The organism is Frankia sp. CgJB1, assembly GCF_977947065.1.
In genome coordinates, this window is the sequence record NZ_CDWTNB010000008.1 from 1 (window position 1) to 20069 (window position 20069).

15 protein-coding genes are annotated in these 20069 nt (G+C 71.0%); 8 read left to right on the forward strand and 7 right to left on the reverse strand.

Annotation, left to right across the window (positions count from 1 at the left end; all coding sequences use genetic code 11):
* On the reverse strand, positions 1–2612 hold a 2612-nt coding region (secA, locus tag AC08OT_RS01985), incomplete at its 3' end, for a preprotein translocase subunit SecA (protein WP_476602486.1).
* 299 nt (positions 2613–2911) lie between these two features.
* On the opposite strand from secA, the gene AC08OT_RS01990 reads away from it, so the two are divergent.
* On the forward strand, positions 2912–3469 hold the full coding sequence (locus AC08OT_RS01990) for a GNAT family N-acetyltransferase (RefSeq protein WP_476592838.1): 558 nt from the start codon (positions 2912–2914) through the stop codon (positions 3467–3469).
* 16 nt (positions 3470–3485) lie between these two features.
* Here AC08OT_RS01990 and AC08OT_RS01995 read toward each other — a convergent pair whose 3' ends face one another.
* The 3 genes from AC08OT_RS01995 to AC08OT_RS02005 form a co-directional block, all read right to left on the reverse strand.
* Positions 3486–4199, reverse strand: a complete 714-nt coding sequence (locus tag AC08OT_RS01995; protein WP_476592837.1) for a response regulator — start codon at positions 4197–4199, stop codon at positions 3486–3488.
* 128 nt (positions 4200–4327) lie between these two features.
* The gene (gene hpf / locus AC08OT_RS02000; RefSeq protein ID WP_476592836.1) at positions 4328–5131 is read right to left on the reverse strand and encodes a ribosome hibernation-promoting factor, HPF/YfiA family; all 804 of its coding nucleotides are present in this window, start codon (positions 5129–5131) and stop codon (positions 4328–4330) included.
* Between the two features lie 332 nt (positions 5132–5463).
* Positions 5464–6300: a ComF family protein gene (locus tag AC08OT_RS02005; protein WP_476595730.1), complete on the reverse strand. Its 837-nt coding sequence runs from the start codon at positions 6298–6300 to the stop codon at positions 5464–5466.
* A gap of 321 nt (positions 6301–6621) precedes the next feature.
* Here AC08OT_RS02005 and AC08OT_RS02010 point away from each other — a divergent pair, with 321 nt between their 5' ends.
* From AC08OT_RS02010 to AC08OT_RS02030, 5 genes are all read left to right on the forward strand, one after another.
* Positions 6622–7539, forward strand: a complete 918-nt coding sequence (locus AC08OT_RS02010) for a DUF7847 domain-containing protein (protein ID WP_476592834.1) — start codon at positions 6622–6624, stop codon at positions 7537–7539.
* Positions 7536–8327: a DUF4129 domain-containing protein gene (locus AC08OT_RS02015; RefSeq protein WP_476592833.1), complete on the forward strand. Its 792-nt coding sequence runs from the start codon at positions 7536–7538 to the stop codon at positions 8325–8327. The genes AC08OT_RS02010 and AC08OT_RS02015 overlap by 4 nt, the downstream gene beginning before the upstream one ends.
* Positions 8324–9895: a DUF4350 domain-containing protein gene (locus tag AC08OT_RS02020; RefSeq protein ID WP_476602487.1), complete on the forward strand. Its 1572-nt coding sequence runs from the start codon at positions 8324–8326 to the stop codon at positions 9893–9895. The genes AC08OT_RS02015 and AC08OT_RS02020 overlap by 4 nt, the downstream gene beginning before the upstream one ends.
* 73 nt (positions 9896–9968) lie before the next feature.
* Positions 9969–10946 (forward strand): AAA family ATPase, encoded by a 978-nt coding sequence (locus AC08OT_RS02025; protein ID WP_476592841.1) that lies wholly within the window; start codon positions 9969–9971, stop codon positions 10944–10946.
* Positions 10947–10955: 9 nt separating this feature from the next.
* Positions 10956–12251 carry a DUF58 domain-containing protein gene (locus tag AC08OT_RS02030; protein ID WP_476592831.1) on the forward strand — a complete coding sequence of 432 codons (1296 nt, stop codon included), beginning with the start codon at positions 10956–10958 and terminating at the stop codon, positions 12249–12251.
* Between the two features lie 280 nt (positions 12252–12531).
* Here the strand turns inward: AC08OT_RS02030 and AC08OT_RS02035 are convergent, their stop codons facing one another.
* Both AC08OT_RS02035 and AC08OT_RS02040 read right to left on the reverse strand, forming a co-directional pair.
* Entirely contained in the window at positions 12532–13674 is a 1143-nt protein-coding gene (locus AC08OT_RS02035; protein ID WP_476592830.1) for an alkene reductase, read from the reverse strand.
* A gap of 132 nt (positions 13675–13806) precedes the next feature.
* The gene (locus AC08OT_RS02040; RefSeq protein WP_476592829.1) at positions 13807–14817 is read right to left on the reverse strand and encodes a stage II sporulation protein M; all 1011 of its coding nucleotides are present in this window, start codon (positions 14815–14817) and stop codon (positions 13807–13809) included.
* A gap of 168 nt (positions 14818–14985) precedes the next feature.
* Between AC08OT_RS02040 and AC08OT_RS02045 the strand changes: the two genes are divergently transcribed.
* Positions 14986–15933 carry an RDD family protein gene (locus tag AC08OT_RS02045; protein ID WP_476602488.1) on the forward strand — a complete coding sequence of 316 codons (948 nt, stop codon included), beginning with the start codon at positions 14986–14988 and terminating at the stop codon, positions 15931–15933.
* Between the two features lie 553 nt (positions 15934–16486).
* Positions 16487–18883: a transglycosylase domain-containing protein gene (locus AC08OT_RS02050; RefSeq protein ID WP_476597794.1), complete on the forward strand. Its 2397-nt coding sequence runs from the start codon at positions 16487–16489 to the stop codon at positions 18881–18883.
* 39 nt (positions 18884–18922) lie between these two features.
* On the opposite strand, the gene AC08OT_RS02055 is transcribed toward AC08OT_RS02050, so the two are convergent.
* The gene (locus AC08OT_RS02055) at positions 18923–20068 is read right to left on the reverse strand and encodes an SIS domain-containing protein (protein WP_476593819.1); all 1146 of its coding nucleotides are present in this window, start codon (positions 20066–20068) and stop codon (positions 18923–18925) included.
* Position 20069: the final 1 nt, after the last annotated feature.

A 20069-nucleotide genomic window follows, 5' to 3' on the forward strand; every position in this document is an offset into this window, starting at 1 on the left:
CCGCCCGGGATCGTCGGCACCACCGGAGCGGGCAGGGTCGCGGCTCCGGCCGGCGGTGCGGGAGCGGCGGACGCGGCCGGCTCGACGCCCACCGGCGCGGCGGCCTCCTCCTGCCCCGCGACCTGAACCTCGACGTTGAACAGCAGCCGGACAGATTCCTCCTTGATACCCTCCATCATCGTCTGGAACATGTCGAAACCCTCACGTTGGTACTCGACCAGCGGGTCCCGCTGTCCCATCGCCCGCAGCCCGATGCCCTCTTGCAGGTAGTCCATTTCGTAGAGGTGCTCGCGCCACTTTCGGTCCAAGACCGCGAGGACGACCCGTCGCTCCAGCTCCCGCATGATCGGTTCGCTGTCGGGGCCGTCGCCGAAGTCGAGTTCCCGCCGGTCGTACGCCTCCTGCGCGTCGACCTGGATGTCCTCGAGCAGGTGATCGGCAGTGAGCCCGTCACGATCGTCGACATCGGGTGCCACCACACCGACCGGGTAGAGCTGCCCGAGCGCCGTCCAGAGCGTGTCGAGATCCCACTCCTCCGGATACCCGTCGGCGGTGGCGCCGCGCACGTACCCCTCGACGGTGTCGTCGACGAAGTGACGCACCTGCTCGTGGAGATCAGCACCGCCGAGAACCTTGCGGCGCTCCTCATAAATCACGGTGCGCTGCTTGTTCATGACCTCGTCGTACTTGAGGACGTTCTTGCGGATCTCGAAGTTCTGCCCCTCGACCTGGGTCTGGGCCGACCGGATCGCCCGAGTCACGATCTTCGATTCGATCGGGACGTCCTCGGGGATGTTCAGCCGATCCATGATGCCCTCGACCGCGGCCGCGTTGAACAACCGCATGAGATCGTCGCCGAGGGAGAGGTAGAAGCGCGACTCACCGCGGTCGCCCTGCCGGCCGGCCCGGCCACGCAGCTGGTTGTCGATGCGCCGGGACTCGTGCCGCTCGGTGCCGAGCACGTACAGGCCGCCGGCGTCGACGACCTCCTCGTGCTCGGCCTTCACCGACTGCCTGGCCTTCTCCAGGGCCTCCTGCCAGGCCGCCTCATAGTCCTCGGGGGTCTCGATCGGCGAGAGGCCGCGCTGGCGCAGCTCGGCCTGGGCAATGAACTCCGGGTTGCCGCCGAGCATGATGTCCGTACCACGACCGGCCATGTTCGTCGCCACCGTGACGGCGCCCTTGCGGCCCGCCTCGGCGATGATGGCCGCCTCCCGCTCGTGGTGCTTGGCGTTGAGCACCTCGTGCGGCACACCACGCTTGCGGAGTTGCTTCGAGAGGTACTCGGACTTCTCGACGCTGGTGGTGCCGACCAGGACCGGCTGGCCCTTCTCGTGCCGCTCGGCGATGTCCTCCACCACGGCGTCGAACTTCGCGATCTCGGTCTTGTAGACGACGTCCGGCTGGTCGAGCCGGACCATCGGCTTGTTCGTCGGGATGGGGACGACCCCGAGCGAGTAGATCTGGTGGAACTCGGCCGCCTCGGTCATGGCGGTACCGGTCATGCCGGAGAGCTTGTCGTAGAGCCGGAAGTAGTTCTGCAGCGTGATCGTCGCGAGGGTCTGGTTCTCCTGCTTGATCTCGACCTTTTCTTTGGCCTCGATCGCCTGGTGCATTCCCTCGCTGTAGCGACGGCCGTGGAGCACGCGGCCGGTGAACTCGTCGACGATGAGAACCTCACCGTCGGTAACGATGTAGTCCTTGTCCCGCTTGTAGAGCTCCTTGGCCTTCAGTGAATTGTTCAGGTAGCCCACGAGCGGAGTGTTCACCGATTCGTAGAGGTTCTCGATGCCGAGCTGGTCCTCGACCTTCTCGACCCCGGACTCGGTGATGGCCACCGTCCGCTTGCCCTCTTCGACCTCGTAGTCGACATCGCGTTCGAGCAGCGGGGCGATCCGGGCAAACTCCGTGTACCACCTGGTCGGATGATCCGCTGGACCGCTGATGATCAACGGCGTGCGGGCCTCGTCGATGAGGATGGAGTCCACCTCGTCGACGACCGCGAAGTTGTGGCCACGCTGGACGAGTTCCTCCGAGCTCCAGGCCATGTTGTCACGGAGGTAGTCGAACCCGAACTCGTTGTTGGTGCCGTAGGTGATATCGCAGGCGTACTGGGCCCGCCGGACCGGCGGCGGCATCTGCGGATGGATCACCCCGACGGTGAGGCCGAGGAAACGATGGACCCGGCCCATGTTCTCGGCGTCGCGCTGGGCGAGGTAGTCGTTGACGGTGATGACGTGCACACCCTTACCGGCCAGCGCGTTGAGGTAGGTCGGCAGGGTCGAGACCAGCGTCTTGCCCTCACCGGTCTTCATCTCGGCGATGTTGCCAAGATGAAGGGCCGCGCCCCCCATGACCTGCACATCGAAATGCCGCTGGCCCAGCGTGCGCCGCGCTGCCTCGCGCACGGCGGCAAAGGCCTCGGGCAGCAGGTCGTCGAGGGTCTCCCCCCCGTCCGCGAGCCGCTGGCGGAACTCGTCGGTCATGCCTCGCAGTTCACCGTCGGACAGGCCGGTGAAGTCATCCTCGATCAGGTTCACCTGCTCGGCGATCGCCTTGAGCTTGCGCAGGATCCGGCCCTCGCCGGCACGCAAGATCTTGTCTAGTACCACGGGCGAAACTCCTCCGGCAGGCGCGTCGGCGAGGTCACCGACCCCACGATGCTAGCCCTTCGATAGCCGCCTACAACATCCATCCGCGCGCGGTTCCTCCGGCTGGGACCGATGAGGAGCAGGCGACGGGAAGGGGTGCCGGCGAGGGGCCAGGGGTCGCGCGGACGGGAACGACCAGAACGGGATGACAGCACGGCGTGCATCGTCCGCCCATGCCACGCCGCACTGTCCAACGACCGGGAGCGCGGATGGGTGCCCGGGACCGGCGGCAACGGTGGCGGCCGGTGCAAGGTTGGAGCATGGCACCTCTCGAACCAGCGGAGATCACGGCGGGCCGCCTGCATCTGCGCCCCTGGCACCCCCGGGACGCCGACGCCGTACACCAGGCCTGCCAGGACCCGGAGATAAGCCGGTGGACAAGAGTCCCGACGCCGTATCTGTACCAACACGCGGTGGACTTCGTCTCACGCCAGTCGCCGCAGAGCTGGGCCAGCGGGACCGGGGCACTGTTCGCGGTGGTGGATGCCACGACCGAGCAGCTCCTTGCCTCGGTCGGACTGGCGGATCTCTCCGGCGACGGCGATGCGAAGATTGGTTACTGGTGCGCGGCGCCGACGCGCGGGCGGGGAGTAACCTCCCAGGCCGTTGCCGCGCTGACCCGCTGGGGTTTCAGAGCTCTGGCGCTGGCCCGGATCGAGTGGCGGGCCGCGGTGGGCAACCTCGCGTCTCGCCGCGTGGCCGAGAAGGCCGGTTTCGCCGTGGAGGGCACCCTGCGCCGGGCCCTGCTGCTGGGCGACGGTAACCGGCGGGACTGCTGGGTGGGATCGCTCCTACCGGACGATCCCGCGCCACGGTGACGCCCCCGACCGGGCCTCAGGTGATCTCGAGCAGCTTCTCCCGGACCGCGTACACGACCGCCTCCATCCTGGAGTGCAGCTGGAGCTTCTCCAGGATGTTCCGGATGTGGTTCTTGACGGTGTTCTCACTGATGTAGAGCTGCTTGGCGATGTCACGGTTGTTCATACCCTTGGCGACGAGCCGCAGCACCTCCATCTCCCGATCGGTCAGCCGGGGGGTGGGGAGCTGCGGGCGGTCATCCTTGTTCTTGATCATGGCTGCGAACTCGCTGAGCAGCTTCGACGCCATGGACGGGCTGATGAGGCTCTGTCCCCCGTACACAGCGCGGATGTCCGCGGCGACCTCGTCGATAGAGATCTCCTTCAGCAGGTAGCCCATGGCCCCCGCCTTAATCGCGTCGTAGAGGTCGGCCTCCTCGTCGCTGATGGTCAGCATGACGATCTTGGCACTCGGGACAGCCTCCTTGATGGCGCTCGTGGCGTCGATCCCGCCACGGCGCGGCATCCGCACATCCATGAGCACCATGTCCGGCGCCATCTCCTTAGCCATGGTCACCGCCTCGGCACCATCCGCGGCCTCCCCGACGACCTCGATGTCGACCTCCTGCCCCAGCACCATCTCCAGCCCACGCCGGAACAGCGCATGGTCGTCAACGATCAGCACCCGGATGGGGTTCGCCTCCGATGGCGTCGGCAGCATCTCCTCAGAGCGCTGCTCCTCCACCGTCATCTGACCTCCCTGGACCACTGCCCGCAGCGCACCGCCCTGCGTGCCTCCACGCGGGGCAGTGCGCCGTGTACTCCGACACCCGAGGCAAATAGTCCCACGTCGGCCGGCGGACGCGGCCTTCAGATCGTCTAAACGGCGGCGGCCGAGCTCACGAAGGCGCCCCGGGTTGGCGACGGCCGCTCGTCCCGCTGATCGGCGCCCGCCCGCCCCGACCTGCCGGCCGCCGCCGAACCGGACAACCGGATGACACCGTAGTCGTAACCGACCCGCCGGTAGACAACGCTGGGGAGGCCGAGGTCGACGTCGAGGAAGAGATAGAAATCATGCCCCACCAGTTCCATGTTGGACAGGGCCTCCTCCAGCGACATCGGCTCCGCCTCATGGGTCTTCTCCCGGACGATCAGCGGAGCCTGCTCACTCTGCTCGCCCGCACCGATCCTGGCGGTGGATTCGTCGGCCGGAGCGGCGACGACCGGCCTGGACCCGCCGCTGCCACTCCTTCCGGCGGCACCAGCATCCTCGGCACCGGCCGGTAGAGCAGCCGCCGGCTTCGTGCCCTCCAACGGCATGAGACTGCCGAGCGGGACCGAGGTGATCCCGGCCGGCTTGGCGCCAGCGTGGTTGGCGTGGTGGCGGACCCGCCGGTCGGCGGCCCGGCGCAGCCGCTCGGCCAGTTTGCCGGCGGCCAGGTCGAGGGCGGCGTAGCAGTCGGCCGCGGCGGCCTCGGCCCGGATCACCGGACCCCGTGAGTACACAGTCAGCTCGACTCGGTCGCAGACGTCGGACAGCCGGGGATTCCGTTCCTTCGACAGCTCGACATCCACCCGGATGATGTTGGAGTTCAGCCGTTCCAACTTGGCGAGCTTGGCCTGGACATGATTGCGGAACCGTTCCGGAACCGCGGTGTGCCTGCCCTTGACCACGATGTCCACGCGATCCACCTCCTGTTCGCCTGTCCGGCGCCCACGGCCCTCGCCAAGGCTACCGACCGTGCGCTGGTGTCTCGGAGCTTCCGGAAGAAACCATCTCCGCGGGGCCGAGACGATCCCCCCGGGCGCCCTATCTACGGTTGTCGCACCTTCCCAACGTTCTACGGCTAGCTGCCCGCATTCGGCTCCCTTCCCTTCAGCGGCGGCGCTACTCCGCCCGCCGGCCCGGTATCCGCACGACGAGTGCACTGCGACCGACAAGCGGTCACTCCCGCTCCGTCGGGCCACTCGGCCGTTGCGCCTACTGCCTGGTCAGGCGGTGCGTACTGGTAGTTTCACCCCGGCGGCCCCGTCAAGGCGAGCAAGCGGTCCCGTCCGCGCGTCGGGCCCGAAGCGGCCACCACGGCGACGGCGCTCGCCCGCAGGGCGCCGGCTCGTAGGGCCCGTACCGCCTCACCCGCCGTGGCTCCCGTCGTCAGTACGTCGTCGACCACGACGATGCACGGGTCCGCGGGAGGCCCGTCCGAGAGATCGTCGGCGACCCGCACCAGCCGGGCCGTGCGGGCGGGACCGACCAAGCCGAAGGCGCCCGTGAGGTTGACGAACCGTGCCGCCGCCCCCAGCCCGGCCTGGTCCGCCGTGTGCCGCACCGGCCGCAGCACGGGAGCGATTCCGACCCGGTGCCCGCGTCGGCGCAGGACCGCGGCCGCCACGGAACACAGCAGCTCGAGGTGGTCGAAACCACGCCGACGCCGCGCGGCGCGGTTCGAAGGCACCGGGACCAGCACCACACCGCGCCCGCGAGGACGGAGACCGGGATGCACGTCAGTGGCACCCACCGCGCCCGACGACACCGCCCGCGCCACCGCACGGGCGAGCGCACCGCCCAGCGGACCGGCCAGGTCGCGCCGGCCACGCTCCTTGTAGGCGAGAAGGAGCGCCCGGACCCGGTCGGCGTAGCGGGCGGCGGCCAGGCACGGCGGCAGCCCTCGCCGCCACGGGGTGGCCAGGGAGCCCGCGGCGGCGAGGAACACGGGACCACGAAGCTCGGCGACACACGCCGGGCACGCCGATGCCCCCCAGTCGCCGCATCCGGCGCAGGCAAGCGGCATGATCAGATCAGCGAGGATCGCGAGATTCCTGGTGAGCAGGGACAACGTGGCTCGAGGCATGACAGGAAGGATCAGCCGCGGGCCGACCAGCCCCAAGTGGTGATCTGTGGATACCGCCCCCGGCAGTCGTGAAGCGGCTGTGGACAACCCTGGGCGACTCGGTCGGCGACCGGCCCCGCAGCCGAGGTGGTGCGGCCCAGCCGGCACATCCTGGCCAGCACATCCCGGCCAGACCGCGTAATTCCGCCGGCATCCCCAGCATCCATCCCGGCCGAGAGCACAGAATCCTCATAGTGGCCGCAGCATGCCCACCACAAGCACGGCATCCTTACCTCGACACACCGAACCTCGACACCGACTGCGATGAGTGGAGACACACCGATGGCCGACGGACCCAGTTGGGCTTCGCCCGGCACACCGCCACCCGGCGCCCCGCAGGGCCCGTGGGGACAGTGGCGGTGGGGCCCGGCCGTCCCGAAACCGGGCATCATCCCGCTGCGCCCCCTCGCTCTGGGCGAGATCCTGGACGGCACGTTCGCCACGATCCGCACGAATCCCGGCGCAACCGTCGGGGTGACGGTGGCGGCCGCGGCGGTGGTGAAGACAGTGTCCACCACCGTCGCGATCAGCGGCGAGGACGCGTCGCCGGGCGCCAGGGCCGCCATCACCGTCGCGATGCTCGGTCTCGATCTCATCCTCGGGCTCTTCCTTTCCGGGGTGCTCAGCGTCGTGGTGAGCGAGGCGACCCTGGGAAGCCGAATCACCACGATCGACGCGGTCCGACGGGTCGCGCCACGGCTGCCCGGCCTGCTCGGCCTCACGGTCATCGTGGCGCTGTCGGTGGTGCTGGGGCTGATCGCGCTGCTGGTCGGGGCGATCGTCGTCGGGGTCTACCTGGCGCTGGCCACGCCCGCGTACGTCCTCGAGGGCGGCACCGTGCGCGACGCGCTGCGACGGTCAATCGCGATCGTGCGTGGATCATGGTGGCGAACGTTCGGTATCCTGCTGCTCGCCATGCTGGTGGCGGGGTTCCTCGGTGCGATCTTCGCCATCGCCGCCAGCATCGTGATGGCCTCCTCCGAGTCGGTGTTCGGCGACCCGATCAGGGGTAACCTCACCGTCACCGGCTACATCGTCCAGGCGATCGGCAGTCTGCTCGCTACCACGATCTCCACACCGATCATCTCCGGAGCCGTCGTCCTGCTCTACGTCGACCTCAGGATCAGACGCGAGGGTCTGGACGTGACCCTCGCCGAGGCGGCCCGCGCCCGCACCGCCGGCCTGCGGCCCTCCGGATGACGCTCGGTGGTCCCGTCACTCGGGACGGAGCTCGGGAGGAGGCTCGGCGGGAACTTTCCAAGCACATCTACAGGAGTCCCGAACCCAGCTGGTGGAGCCGGGCGGTCCGGTGGATCGACGACAAGATCGGGGATCTGGTCCACTGGCTGCTCCCTGGCGGAGACGGCCTCGGCGGAGGGTCGGGTGGTCTCGGGGTCCTCGCGCTCGTCCTCGTACTGGTCGTCGTGGCGGTGGCGCTACGGTGGTGGCTCGGCCCGGTGCGCCGCAGCGCGCGTACCAGGCGGGAGGATGACGACCTGTCCAGTTCGTCGACCGCGGCGCGGTTGCGCGCCGAGGCGGACGGCCACGCCGCCCGCGGAGCCTACGCCGAGGCGGTCCGGTCCCGGCTACGGGCCATCGTGCGGATGCTGGAGGAGAAGGGCGTGCTCGATCCGCGCCCCGGCCGTACGGCCGGTGAACTCGTCGAGGACGTGGCGAGGATCGCGCCGTCCCCCGATGGGGGGCCTCCCCGGGGCGGACCCGACGGTGGGCATCCCCAGGGCGGAACGGACCGGCCGGGCGCGGCGGCGGGCGCGGCGGGCGATGGACCCGGCACGGCGCTCGAGCCGGCCGCGGCGCTCGCCGCGGCCGTCGAGGTCTTCAGCGAGATCTGGTACGGCGGGCGCCCGGCGTCCGCGGCCGGCTACCAGGTCCTGGTCGAGGCCGACCGCGCCCTGGCCCAGCTGCGTCGCGGTACCGGGGGCACCGGCGGCACCGGCAGCGCAGACACCCTCGCGGTCCCGGCATGACCATCCCCGGCGCCCCGGCGATCACCGGCGACCATCTCGGTGGCGGCGGGACGGCCGGCGGCCGGTCCGGGCGGGGGTCGCCGAGCGCGTTGCGCAGCGACCCCAGGCCCCCGGCGGTGCGCCGCGGGATCCTCGTGGTGGCCGTCCTCGGCGTCCTGGTCCTCTGTTACGTGGTCGTCTCGGCGCTGGCCGGGCGGCCCGGCGGCCCGGCCTACCTGAACGTGGCCTCCGCCGAGCCCGGAGGAACCCGGGCCCTGGCCGAGATCCTGCGGGCACGCGGGATCATCGTGTCCGCCACGGACAACCCTTCCGGCGGCCGGCAGCAGGGGCCGAACCCCGGTGGTCCGGGCAGCGGGGTCGGTCCAGCCGGGGCGGGTGACAGAGCGACGCTGGTCGTCGTCCATCCGGGACGGCTCACCCATGACGAGCTGATCGCCCTGCTCGGACGGGTCTGGCAGGGCGCCGACGTCGTCCTCGTGGCGCCGGGCGCCACGGTGCTCGGCGCCCTGGATGTCGGGGTGGTCACGGCAGACTCCGAGCCCGGCGGCAAACTCGGCGCCGGGCTCGGCGGCGAGCAGAGCGATCCGCGGTGCCTCCTGCCCGAGGCGACCACGGCCGGAACAACCTCGATCGGCGCCGACGAGACCTTCACCCGCCAGGGCGACGGAGCCGGTCTCGGCGATATGGCGGTCTCGTTGTGCTACGGCGACCCGCCCGACGAGGCGCGCCTCGCCGTGCTGACCCTCACCCGATCGGGCTCACCACGCGTCAGTGGCGGGCGGCTGGTGCTGCTCGGCTCGGCGGGGTTCCTCACCAACGAGCACCTCGACCGCACGGGGAACGCGGCGCTGGCCCTCGGCCTGCTCGCCCGGCAACCCGTGCTGTCCTGGATCACACCCGACGGGGGCGGGGCCGGCGGGGTCGGCACGAAAAGCATGGTGGATCTGCTGCCGTCCGCCTTCTGGTGGACCTTTCTGCACATCGTCGTCGTCCTGGCTCTGCTGGCGCTGTGGCGTGGCCGGCGGCTCGGGCCGCCGGTGCCGGAGCCCCTCCCGGTGGTCGTCCGGGCGGCCGAGACGGTCGAGGGACGCGGGCGACTGTACGCGGCGGCACACGCCCGGGACAGGACCGCCGACGCGCTGCGGGCCGGGACCCGCGTCCGGCTGGCCGAACGGATGGGCCTGCCCCTGGCCTGGACCCCCGCCGGTTCCCTGAGCCCCGATCCCGTCACTCTGGTGACCGCTGCCAGCGAGCAGACAGGACGGTCACCCTCGGAGATCGGATCGCTCCTGTACGGTTCGGGCATGCCGCCGCAGACCGCCGGACCGCCCGGTCACCTCGGGCGGGCCAGGGACTGGTACCAGTCAGGCCGCTACCCGGCCGAGAACGGACAGCGGCCGGCATCCGGCGAGTCCGGACGGTATCGCGACGGCGGATCCGAGCGGACCGCCGCAGCGGGCGTTCCCCGGGCCGGCCTCGGCGCCCCTCGACGCGATACGCAGGACGCGGCGCTGCTGGCGCTGGCCCACGCGCTCGACGAGCTCGATCGACAGGTAGGCCTACGGTGACATCCCCACGCATCGACGCGCCGACGGCAGCCCCCCGCCCTCGACCGCATCGTCGTCCGCCGCGGCGCCGAGCCTGGGAGAGCAGCCGGCACCACCGGACGCGCAGACGGCCCGCCGGGCCCTGATCGCGCTGCGCGGTGAGGTGGCCAAGGCGGTGATTGGTCAGGACGCGGCGGTCAGCGGGCTCGTCATCGCCCTGCTGTGCCGGGGACACGCGCTGCTCGAGGGGGTGCCCGGCGTCGCGAAGACGCTGCTGGTCCGCACGCTCGCGACCGCGTTGGCACTGGACACCAAGCGCCTGCAGTTCACCCCGGACCTCATGCCCGGCGACGTCACCGGCTCGCTGGTGTACGACAACCGCAGTTCCGAGTTCACCTTCCGGGAGGGCCCGGTCTTCACCAACCTCCTGCTGGCCGACGAGATCAACCGGACTCCACCGAAGACGCAGGCCGCTCTGCTGGAGGTGATGGAGGAGCGTCAGGTCAGCGTGGCGGGCGTCCCGCGGCCACTGCCGGCCCCCTTCGCCGTCCTCGCCACCCAGAACCCGATCGAACACGAGGGCACCTATCCGCTTCCCGAGGCGCAGCTCGACCGCTTCCTGGTGAAGGTGACGCTGCCACTGCCACCCCGCGACGACGAGGTCCGTGTCCTCGCCCACCATGCGGGCGGGTTCGACCCCTCCGACCTGCCCGCCGCGGGGGTCCGCCCGGTCGCGGGACCAGCGGACCTCGCGGCCGCCCGCGCCGCGGTGCTCACCGTCGGAGTCCACCCGGAGGTGCTGGCCTACATCGTCGACCTGGCCCGGGCGACCCGCGCGGCACCGTCGGTACAGCTCGGGGTGTCCCCCCGCGGCGCCACCGCGCTGCTGGCGACGACCCGGGCCTGGGCGTGGCTGTCGGGACGCGGCTATGCGACCCCCGACGATGTCAAGGCGCTGGCCCGGGCGACCCTGCGGCACCGGATCAGCCTCCGCCCGGAGGCCGAACTGGACGGCGTGACGGCCGACGTCGTGCTCGAACAGGTACTCGCCACCGTTCCGGTGCCCCGGTAGACGGAAACGGTGGCGATCACCGGCCGTACCGTCGCGCTGGCCCTGTTCGGGGCGCTGGCCGTCGTCCTGTCCCCCGCCCCGGGCCTGACCCTCGTGCTGGTCGATCTGGTGGTGGTGGGCTTGGTCGCCCTCGACCTCGCCCTGGCGGGTGGGGTCCGCACGCTGGAGTTCAGCCGGTCCGGACCGACCGCCGGGCGGCTGGGTCAGCCCGTTCCGCTGGTGCTCGGCGTCACGAACGGCGGCACCCGCACGGTGCGTGCCCACATCCGCGACGCCTGGCCGCCGTCCTCGGGGTCCCGGCCACGGGAGCACCGGGTCACCGTTCCGGCCGGGGAGCGGCGCTTCCTGGAGACGACGCTGCATCCGGCCCGGCGCGGCGACCGGGAGCCGTTCCGCATCACGGTCCGTTCGCTGGGGCCACTCGGCCTCGCCGGCCGGCAGGGACGGCATCACTGCGCATGGCGGGTCCGGGTGCTGCCGCCGTTCACGTCACGCCGCCATCTGCCGGCCGCTCTCGCGCGGCTGCGGGAGGTCGAGGGCGAAGTCGCCATCCGCGGCGCGGGCGCCGGCTCCGAGTTCGACAGCCTGCGGGACTATGTGATCGGCGACGACGTCCGGCTGATCGACTGGCGGGGTACCGCCCGGCGCGGGACCGTCGTCGTCCGCACGTTCCGACCGGAGCGCGACCGCAGGGTCGTCTGCGTACTCGACACGGGTCGGACCTCGGCCGGGCGGATCGGCGATACTCCCCGGCTGGACCATGCGCTCGACGCCGCGCTGCTACTCACCGCGGTGGCGCTGCGCGCGGGTGACCGGGTGGGTCTCGTGGCGCACGACAGCGTTCCCCGGATCACCCTGCCAGGCAGGCACGATCATGGGTTGCTCGCCCGGATGAGCGACGCGATGGCCACCCTGGAACCGGCCCTGGTCGAGGCCGATCATGGCGGAATCGTGTCGACGGTACTGCGCGGGACTTCGCGGCGGTCCCTGGTCGTCCTGTTCACCGACCTGGTGCCGGCGGTGATCGAGGAAGGGCTGCTCCCGGCCCTGCCAACGCTGGCCGCACGGCATCCTGTCGTGGTCGCGGCGCTGCGCGACCCGCGCGTGGACGAGATGACGACCGGCCGCGGTGACGTCCGTGAGGTGTACGCGGCCGCGGCGGCCGAACAGACTCTGCTGCGGCGACGGGAGCTCACCGAGACGCTGCGCCGCCGCGGGGTCGAGGTGGTGGACGCACCGCCGAGCGGCTACGCGGCGGCCGTCAGCGACACCTACCTCACCCTGAAATCCCTCGGCCGGCTCTAGACGACCACCCAGATCTAGACGACTACCCAGCGAAATCATCGAAGGTGATTTCGCGAGGTGCCGGCCGGGCCGGCCCCGGTGTTCCCGGGTGGTTCCGTGGCGGTAGACGGTACTCTGACCAGCCTGGTCCAGGGATCGCCGCTGACAAGGCGGCGTCACGGGACATCGCACCGACCGCGTCGCGCCCTTGTCCAGGAGGCCGGTTTCCGCGGTTCTTAGCCGGCCAAGGCACACCATGCCCCTCCCACCGCCCGGCCATGCGCGCGTACAGGTTGTCGCGCTAGGCGGTGACGACCGGCCCGGCTTCGGGCGACTCCTGCTGAACCACGGTCACGGCCACAGAGTCGGCATCGGCGTCGGCATCGGCGAGTGCCGGGTAGTCGGTGTACCCGCGCTCGTCGCCACCGTAGAAGGTGGCGCGGTCCGGCGAGTTGAACGGGCCGCCGGCCGCGAGCCGGACGGGCAGGTCGGGGTTGGCCAGGAACAGCGTCCCAAAACTGAGGATGTCGGTGGTGCCGTTCTCCACGAGCGACAGCTCCTCCGGCCCGGTCGGGTGGTCGGGGGTGAGCGGGTTGAGGATGAGCGGACCGCCGAAGCGCTCCCGCAGCTCTCGGGTCAGCTCGCGCCCGGTGTTCTCCGCAATGTGCAGGTATGCAAGCCCCAGCGGAGCGACCGCGTCCACCAGCGCGACGTAGGTGTCGCGCACGTCGTCCTCGGTGATGTCGTTGAAGGTGGTGCCCGGCGAGATCCGCAGGCCGACCCGATGAGCGCCGATCGCGGTGGCGACCGCCCGGGTGACCTCCACAGCGAACCGGATCCGACCCGCCGCCGAGCCGCCCCAGCCGTCGGTGCGCCGGTTGGTGCCGCTGGCAAGGAACTGGTGCACGAGGTAGCCGTTGGCGCCGTGGATCTCGACGCCGTCGAAGCCGGCTTCGACGGCGTTACGGGCCGCGGCGACGAAATCGGCGATGATCTCGATGATGCCCTGCTCGGTCAGCTCGGCCGGGATGACGAAGTCCTGCATACCCTCGCCGGTGAACGCCTGGCCGGCCGGGCGGACCGCCGAGGGGGCCACCGGGACGAGACCGCCCGGCAGCAGGTCGGGATGACTGATGCGACCAGCGTGCATCACCTGGACAAAGATCACTCCACCGGCCTCGTGCACGGCGCCGGTCACCTGCCGCCAGGCCCGCACCTGCTCCTCACTGTGCAGGCCCGGGGTGTTCGGGTAACCCTGTCCACCGACGGAGGGCTGGGTGCCCTCGGTGATGAGGAGCCCGGCGCCGGCACGCTGGGCGTAGTAGGTGGCCGTGGCCGGAGCCGGGACTGCGCCGGGGGCCCGGTTACGGGTCATGGGGGCCAGTGCGATGCGGTTTGCCAGGCGAAGTCCGCCCAGATCGATCGGGTCGAACGCGGTGGTCATGAGGCTCCCTCTCGTCGGCGTCACGGCTCACCCCAGGGCGCCGCGCCTGTACCTACCGAACAGGTACATCGCCGGGCAGCCTTCCCGCCGCCCCAGAAATGTGATGCCCGCCATGGGCCCCGGTCGGCGCGGTCAGGCCACCGGGAGCAGGTCGGCGCCGCCGCGCCCGGTGTCGATGTCACCGGTCTCTCCGGCCGCGGCCGCCCGGCTGCCGTACAGCCGGACGTAAGCGATGAAGCCGCCGAACGCCACCGCGCCGATCCCGATCCGGATCGCCGTGGGCAGCCCCGACGGGGTCACGAACGCCTCGATCAGCCCGGAGACGGCCAGCACGAGCGCCATCCCCATCGTGACGGCCACCGCTGCGCGCCCCTCTGCGGCCAGGGCCTCCACCCGCCTGCGCGGACCCGGTGCAATGATCGTCCAACCGAGACGCAGCCCGACCCCGCCCGCAACGAACACGACCGTGAGCTCCAGCAGGCCGTGCGGGAGGATCAGGCTGAAGAACTGCCCGCTCTCCCCGCAGCTGGTCATGTATCCGCCGACGACGCCGAGATTCAGCGCGTTCAGCAACATGACCAGCAGGGTCGGGAGACCCAGCAGCACCCCGGGGACCACCGCCTGCGCGGACACCCAGGCGTTGTTCGTCCATACCTGATTAGCGAAGGACGAGGCCGGATTCTCGGTGTAATAGGACGCGAAGCCGTGGCGGCACAGATCCGCGACCGCGTCCGGCGCACGCAGGTTCGCCTGTACCTCGGCGTCGTGCACGACCCACAGACCGACGGCCAGCGCGACGAGCAGGGAGCCGAGCGCCGTCGCGACAGCCCACCATCGGCGTTCGTACACGGCCACCGGAAACGTCACCGCGAAGAAACGACCGACGACGTGCCAGCCGGGGTCAGGTGCGCCGCCCACCGCCGCCCGGCCTCGCGTCACCAGGTTCGTCAGATCGTCGACCAGGGTCGTGTCGTACGACCGGCTGCGGATAACCGAGAGGTGGGTAGCCGCGCGCTGGTACAACTCGACCAGTTCGTCGAGCTCGTCCGGTGCCATTCGCCGCGGCCGGCCGGCCTTGTCGACGAGCCGACCAAGCCGGACCCATTCCGGCCGGTGCACGGCGACGTACGCATCAAGATCCATGACGACCTCATCCTCCCAGACCGTCGAGATCCTCGCAGACCGTCGAGCCGCACGCGTCCGAACCGTCCTCACCGCCGTCAGCGGCACCACCCGGCGAGGAGGATCGAACCGGGCGGCGTAGGCCATAAAGTGATGTCCGGATACCCATCGAGGTCCCGGGGGGCCCAGATGAACCAGGTCGTCACGGGAAAGGGACCCGCCGGTCTCGCCGGCACGGGTGTCCTCACGGGTGAGGCGATCGTCACAGGTGAAGCGATCACCATCGAACTGCGGGTGGCTCGGCTGGGCTCCCGTCTGATCGCCGGCCTGCTCGACCTGCTCATCCAGCTCTACATCCTCTACGCGGTCGGCGCCGCGGCCCTACTGATCGTGCGGCCCGACAACGACGCCCTGATCGCCACGGTGTTCCTGCTGGTCTATGTCGGCATCGTGCTCGGGTACCCGGTCACCTGCGAGACGCTGACGCGCGGGCGGACCCTCGGCAAGATGGCCCTGGGGCTGCGCGTCGTCCGCGACGACGGAGGTCCCATCCACTTCCGGCACGCGTTCGCCCGGGGTCTGGTCGGAGCGGTCGTCGAACGTCCCGGACTGCTGCTGGGCCTGCCCGCAGTGATCAGCATGCTGGTGTCGAAACACGCGAAGCGGCTGGGGGACGTCTTCGCCGGCACGGTCGTCCTGCAGGCCAGCGTGCCGCGCACTGGCGGAGTGCCGGCGTCCGTCCCGCCCCAGCTCGTCGGCTGGGCCGCCACCCTTGACCTCACCGGGTTGGATGATGCTCTGGCCCTGCGTGCCCGCCAGTTCCTCGGCCGGGCACACGAGCTGTCCCCGCAGGCCCTCGAATGCCTCGGCAGCGGGCTGGTCCGGGAGGTGCGAGCCGTCGTGACACCACCGCCGCCGCCCGGCACGCCGGGCTGGGCCTACCTGTCCGCCGTGCTGGCCGAGCGAACCCGGCGTGCCTACCACCGGCTGACGGCGAACCGGCCGAGATCGACACCCTCCCCCGCCTTCGCCCCGTACCCGGGTGCCCAGTACCCGACGGCCCAATACCCGACAGCTCAGGACCAATCCCCGCAACCCCCCTATCCCACGGCCCCGCAGCCCCCGCCGGGCCGGTGACCCGGCCGCCCTCACCGGTCCCCGGCAGCCAGCCAGCCCATCGTCCGGCCGCACCCGCCCGGACCGGCCGGGGCACGCACCATCAGATCCACACTTCCTTAACGTCTGCTAAACAATGTAGGACGTACCGCACACACCGGACGTGGCGGCTGGTCCGCCGGTGAAACGCTCGTCTAGCGTTACCTGCGAATCAGACCGTCCGCGCCAACCGCCACGAATCGGCACGCACCCGCTGCCACATCGCACCGGGTTCGAGGCGGTGCTGCCGGTGAGCGACCAAGTGCCGGCTCACGCATGCTGGACAGGTCCCAGGAAGACTCCGGCCCTTGCGCCGGTCCACGGAGGGGGTGACGTCGACGTCTGTCGGACGGGAGTCGAGCACTCCATCTCGAGCCACCTCGCCCCCCGCGCGAGCAAGCCGGCCGACCCGAGCAAGCCGGCCCGGTCGGGTGCCCCGTCGCACGCCGTCGCGCCGGAACGTGCCCCCACCCCGCCCCGATCCACCGCGCCGTCCCGATCCGCCAGGCCGTCCCGATCCGCCAGGCCGGGCAACATGGCGAGCGGCGTCACCTACGCGGACGACGGCGCTTCCGCGCGTCGCTCCCCCGGCGGCACGGGCGACGGTCCGGCGGCGGCCGGCGGGGCCGGGGCCGGGGGAGCGGGCAGGCCGCTCATCCCCCGTCCACCCGTGAACCGGCATCGGGTCCTGAAGAAGATGGGGCTGACGGCGATCGTTCTCGGGCTGGTCGTCGCGTTGTTGTCCCTGCCGTTCGTCGGTGCGGTCGGCCTGTTCGCCAAGGGAAGCGCGGACCACTTCCTCGGGCTGCCCGCCGAGCTCGTCACGCCTCCGTTGCCGCAGAGTTCGACGATTCTGGCCGCCGACGGATCAGTGATCGCCATGTTGCGCGGGGCCGAGAACCGCATCGTCGTGCCCGGCAACGAGATCCCGAAGATCATGCGCGAGGCAATCATCTCGATCGAGGACGCCCGCTTCTACCAGCACGGCGGCGTCGACCCACAGGGCGTCTTCCGCGCCGCGCTGCGCAACAGCGAGGCCGGCGGAGTCTCTCAGGGCGGTTCGACGCTGACCCAGCAGTACGTCAAGAACGTGCTGCTGCAGAACGCCCGCACCACGCGGGAGCGAGAGGTCGCGGCCGGGAACTCCCTGGAACGCAAGATCCAGGAGCTCCGGTACGCCCTGGGCATCGAGAAGCGGTTCTCCAAGGACGAGATCCTGGAGCGCTACCTCAACATCGCGTATTTCGGTGACGGGGCGTACGGGATCGGCACCGCCGCCGAGCACTACTTCGGGGTGCCCATCTCCCAGGTCACTCTCGAACAGGCGGCGCTGCTCGCCGGGCTCGTGCAGAGTCCGTCCCGGTACAACCCCGCCGCTTACCCGGAGGCCGCGCTGGCCCGGCGCAACACCGTGCTGGACAAGATAGCCGCCGAGGGGTATATCTCCACCACCCAGGCAGAGGCGACGAAGCAGATGCCGCTGAACGTCGTGAAGGCCCCGCCGCCGGCCGCGGACTCCTGCGAGACGTCGTCGGCGCCGTTCTTCTGCGACTACGTACGGTCCCAGCTGCGGGCGAGCCCGGCGCTCGGTTCCACCCTGGAGGAACGCAACCGACGCATCTACGAGGGCGGCCTGGTCATCAGGACCACTCTCGACCCGATGGTGCAGCAGGCGGCGCAGGACGCCGTCAACTCGACCGTGTCACCGAGCAGCCGGGTGTCGGCGACCGAGGTCGTCATCCAGCCCGGCACCGGCAACATCCTCGCCATGGCAGTGAACCGGGTGTACGGCTCGAACACAGCCGTCAACCAGACGGTGGTACCGCTGCCGACCAGCGCCACCTTCCAGCCCGGGTCGACGTTCAAGACCTTCGTGCTCGCCGCCGCGCTCGAACAGGGCTACGGCACCTCAACGGCCTTCTACTCCCCGGCCTGCTACGAGACCAAGAAGTTCCCGTTGGACCGCGGTGAGGGCGACTGCCCCAGGGGTTTCTCGAACTCCGATCCCGCCGAGGCCGGCATCTACGACATCCCCAAGGGCACCTGGGACTCGGTGAACACCTTCTACGTGCAGCTCGCGGAGAAGACCGGCATCCCGGCGGTCCTGGAGATGGCCAAACGCCTGGGCGTCACACCGCCGAAGGCAGACAAGATCGGCTCCACCGACGGGGCCACCGCCATCGGCGGCGGCCAGTACATGTACGTCTCCCCGTTGCAGATGGCCGACGCCTACGCGACGATCGCCGGCGGCGGGGTGCGCTGCACGCCCCGCTTCGCCACCGAGGCCATCGACTCCAGCCACGACCCGATCGACATCGCCCAGCCGCGGCAGTGCGAACAGGTACTCGCCAAGGGTGTTGCTGACACCGTGACCAGTGTGCTCGCCGGCGTCCCGGTCCGCGGGACCGGGACCAAGGCCGCCATCGACCGCCCCTCGGCAGGCAAGACCGGCACCACCGACGAGTTCTCGGCCGCCTGGTATGTCGGCTTCACCCCGCAGCTCGCCGCGGCGGTATCCGTCGGCGACCCCATGGGGGCGGAGAGCCACCCGCTGCGGGGCGTCGTCGCCGACGGCCGGACCTGGCCCCATGTCTTCGGCGGCGACCTGCCCGCGATCATCTGGAGCAAGTCGATGCGGGCCGCCCTGGCCAACCGGCCGGTGGTCCCGTTGCCCGGCGCCGATCCGACCGTCGCGCGCGGCACCAAGGGAGGTCTGCAGAACACCCCGCCAGCACCGACGCCCGGTCAGGGCCTCGGCGACTTGTTGCAGAACCTGGGTCAGCAGATCTTTCCCGGCATCGGCGGACAGCCACAGGGAGGCAGTGCCCAGCCCGGCACGGGCCAGAGCGGGCAGAACCAGGGACAGCCGCAGCAGCCTCAGAACGGCGTCGAACCGGGATCCGGCAGAGGGGATCAGCCTGCCGGCCGCTAGCCAGCCTTCCGGCGGCCTGGTCAGCGCCTGAGGTCCTGGTCAACGCCTAAGGTCGTGGGCCGCGGGCACCTGCACGGGATCGACCCCGAGCGCTAGGGCGAGATAAACGGCCGTGTAGTCGAACAGGCCGATGAGTGAGGCGAGCCGTTCCAGCGGCCCGCCGCCGTCGGCGCGCAGTTCGGTGACGCCGACGCCTCGCTCGGCCGCCACCGCCACCGCCGCCTCGGCCTGCCGGGCGACATCCAGGCGTTCGACGTCGGGATCGCGCAGCAGGACCAGGCGGAGCCGGATCGACTCGTCCTCCTCGGCGCGGTCGCGGAAGAAGTCGTCGAAGTCGTCGCGCACCGGGCCGCCAGCCGCGAGACCCGCGCCGAAAGCACCGTCGAACAGCGCGACCTGGTGGCGGGCGGGATGCGGCAGCGCCCCGGCGATGGCCGGATACTTCGCGTTCGTCGCGAGCTGGGTGACGGCACGTTCGGCCACCACGTTCGTCACCGGTGAGGTTCCCCAGATGATCGGCAACGTACCGGCCAGCTCGAGCGCTAGCGTCTTCGCCGGATTGACGAACGACTCGCTGGACGTACGGCAGCGGGTCGCGACGTCCTCGAGGCGGACGGCGGCCGCCTCGATCGCCTCGTCCGCCACCCGCGCGATACCCAGGGCCCGGGCGACGATGATCAGTGGCAGCGACAACGACCACAGGGCGGCACGAGCGGGCTGCTCCGCCGAGGTCACGACGAGGGGCGCACCGGCCACCCCGGCCAGGTGGGCCAGGGGGGTATCGGCAGGGGCGACCACGGCCACCCGCGCGCCGCGCCGGTTCGCCTCCTCCACCGCCGAACAGGTCTCCGCGGAGGTACCGGACGCCGACACCGCAAGGACGACGTCGGCCACCCCCACCCAGCCCGGCAGGCCGTAGGTGTGGTGACCGATGACGGGCACCGGGCTGGCCGGCCCGGCGACGGCGGCGAGCACCCCGGCGGCCAGCGCCGCGCCGCCCACCCCCACCACGATGACCGCCCGGGGCCGCCCGTCAGCGGCAAGGCGAGCGACCCCGGCCTCCTGGGCGAGGGTGGCACCGCGACGGACCTGGCGGGCGGCGGAGGCGATGTGCGGCAGGAGACCGCCGGCGTGACCGGCGTCAATGCGGGCGGTGTCGTCGAGGATCGCCTCGTCGAGGTACACG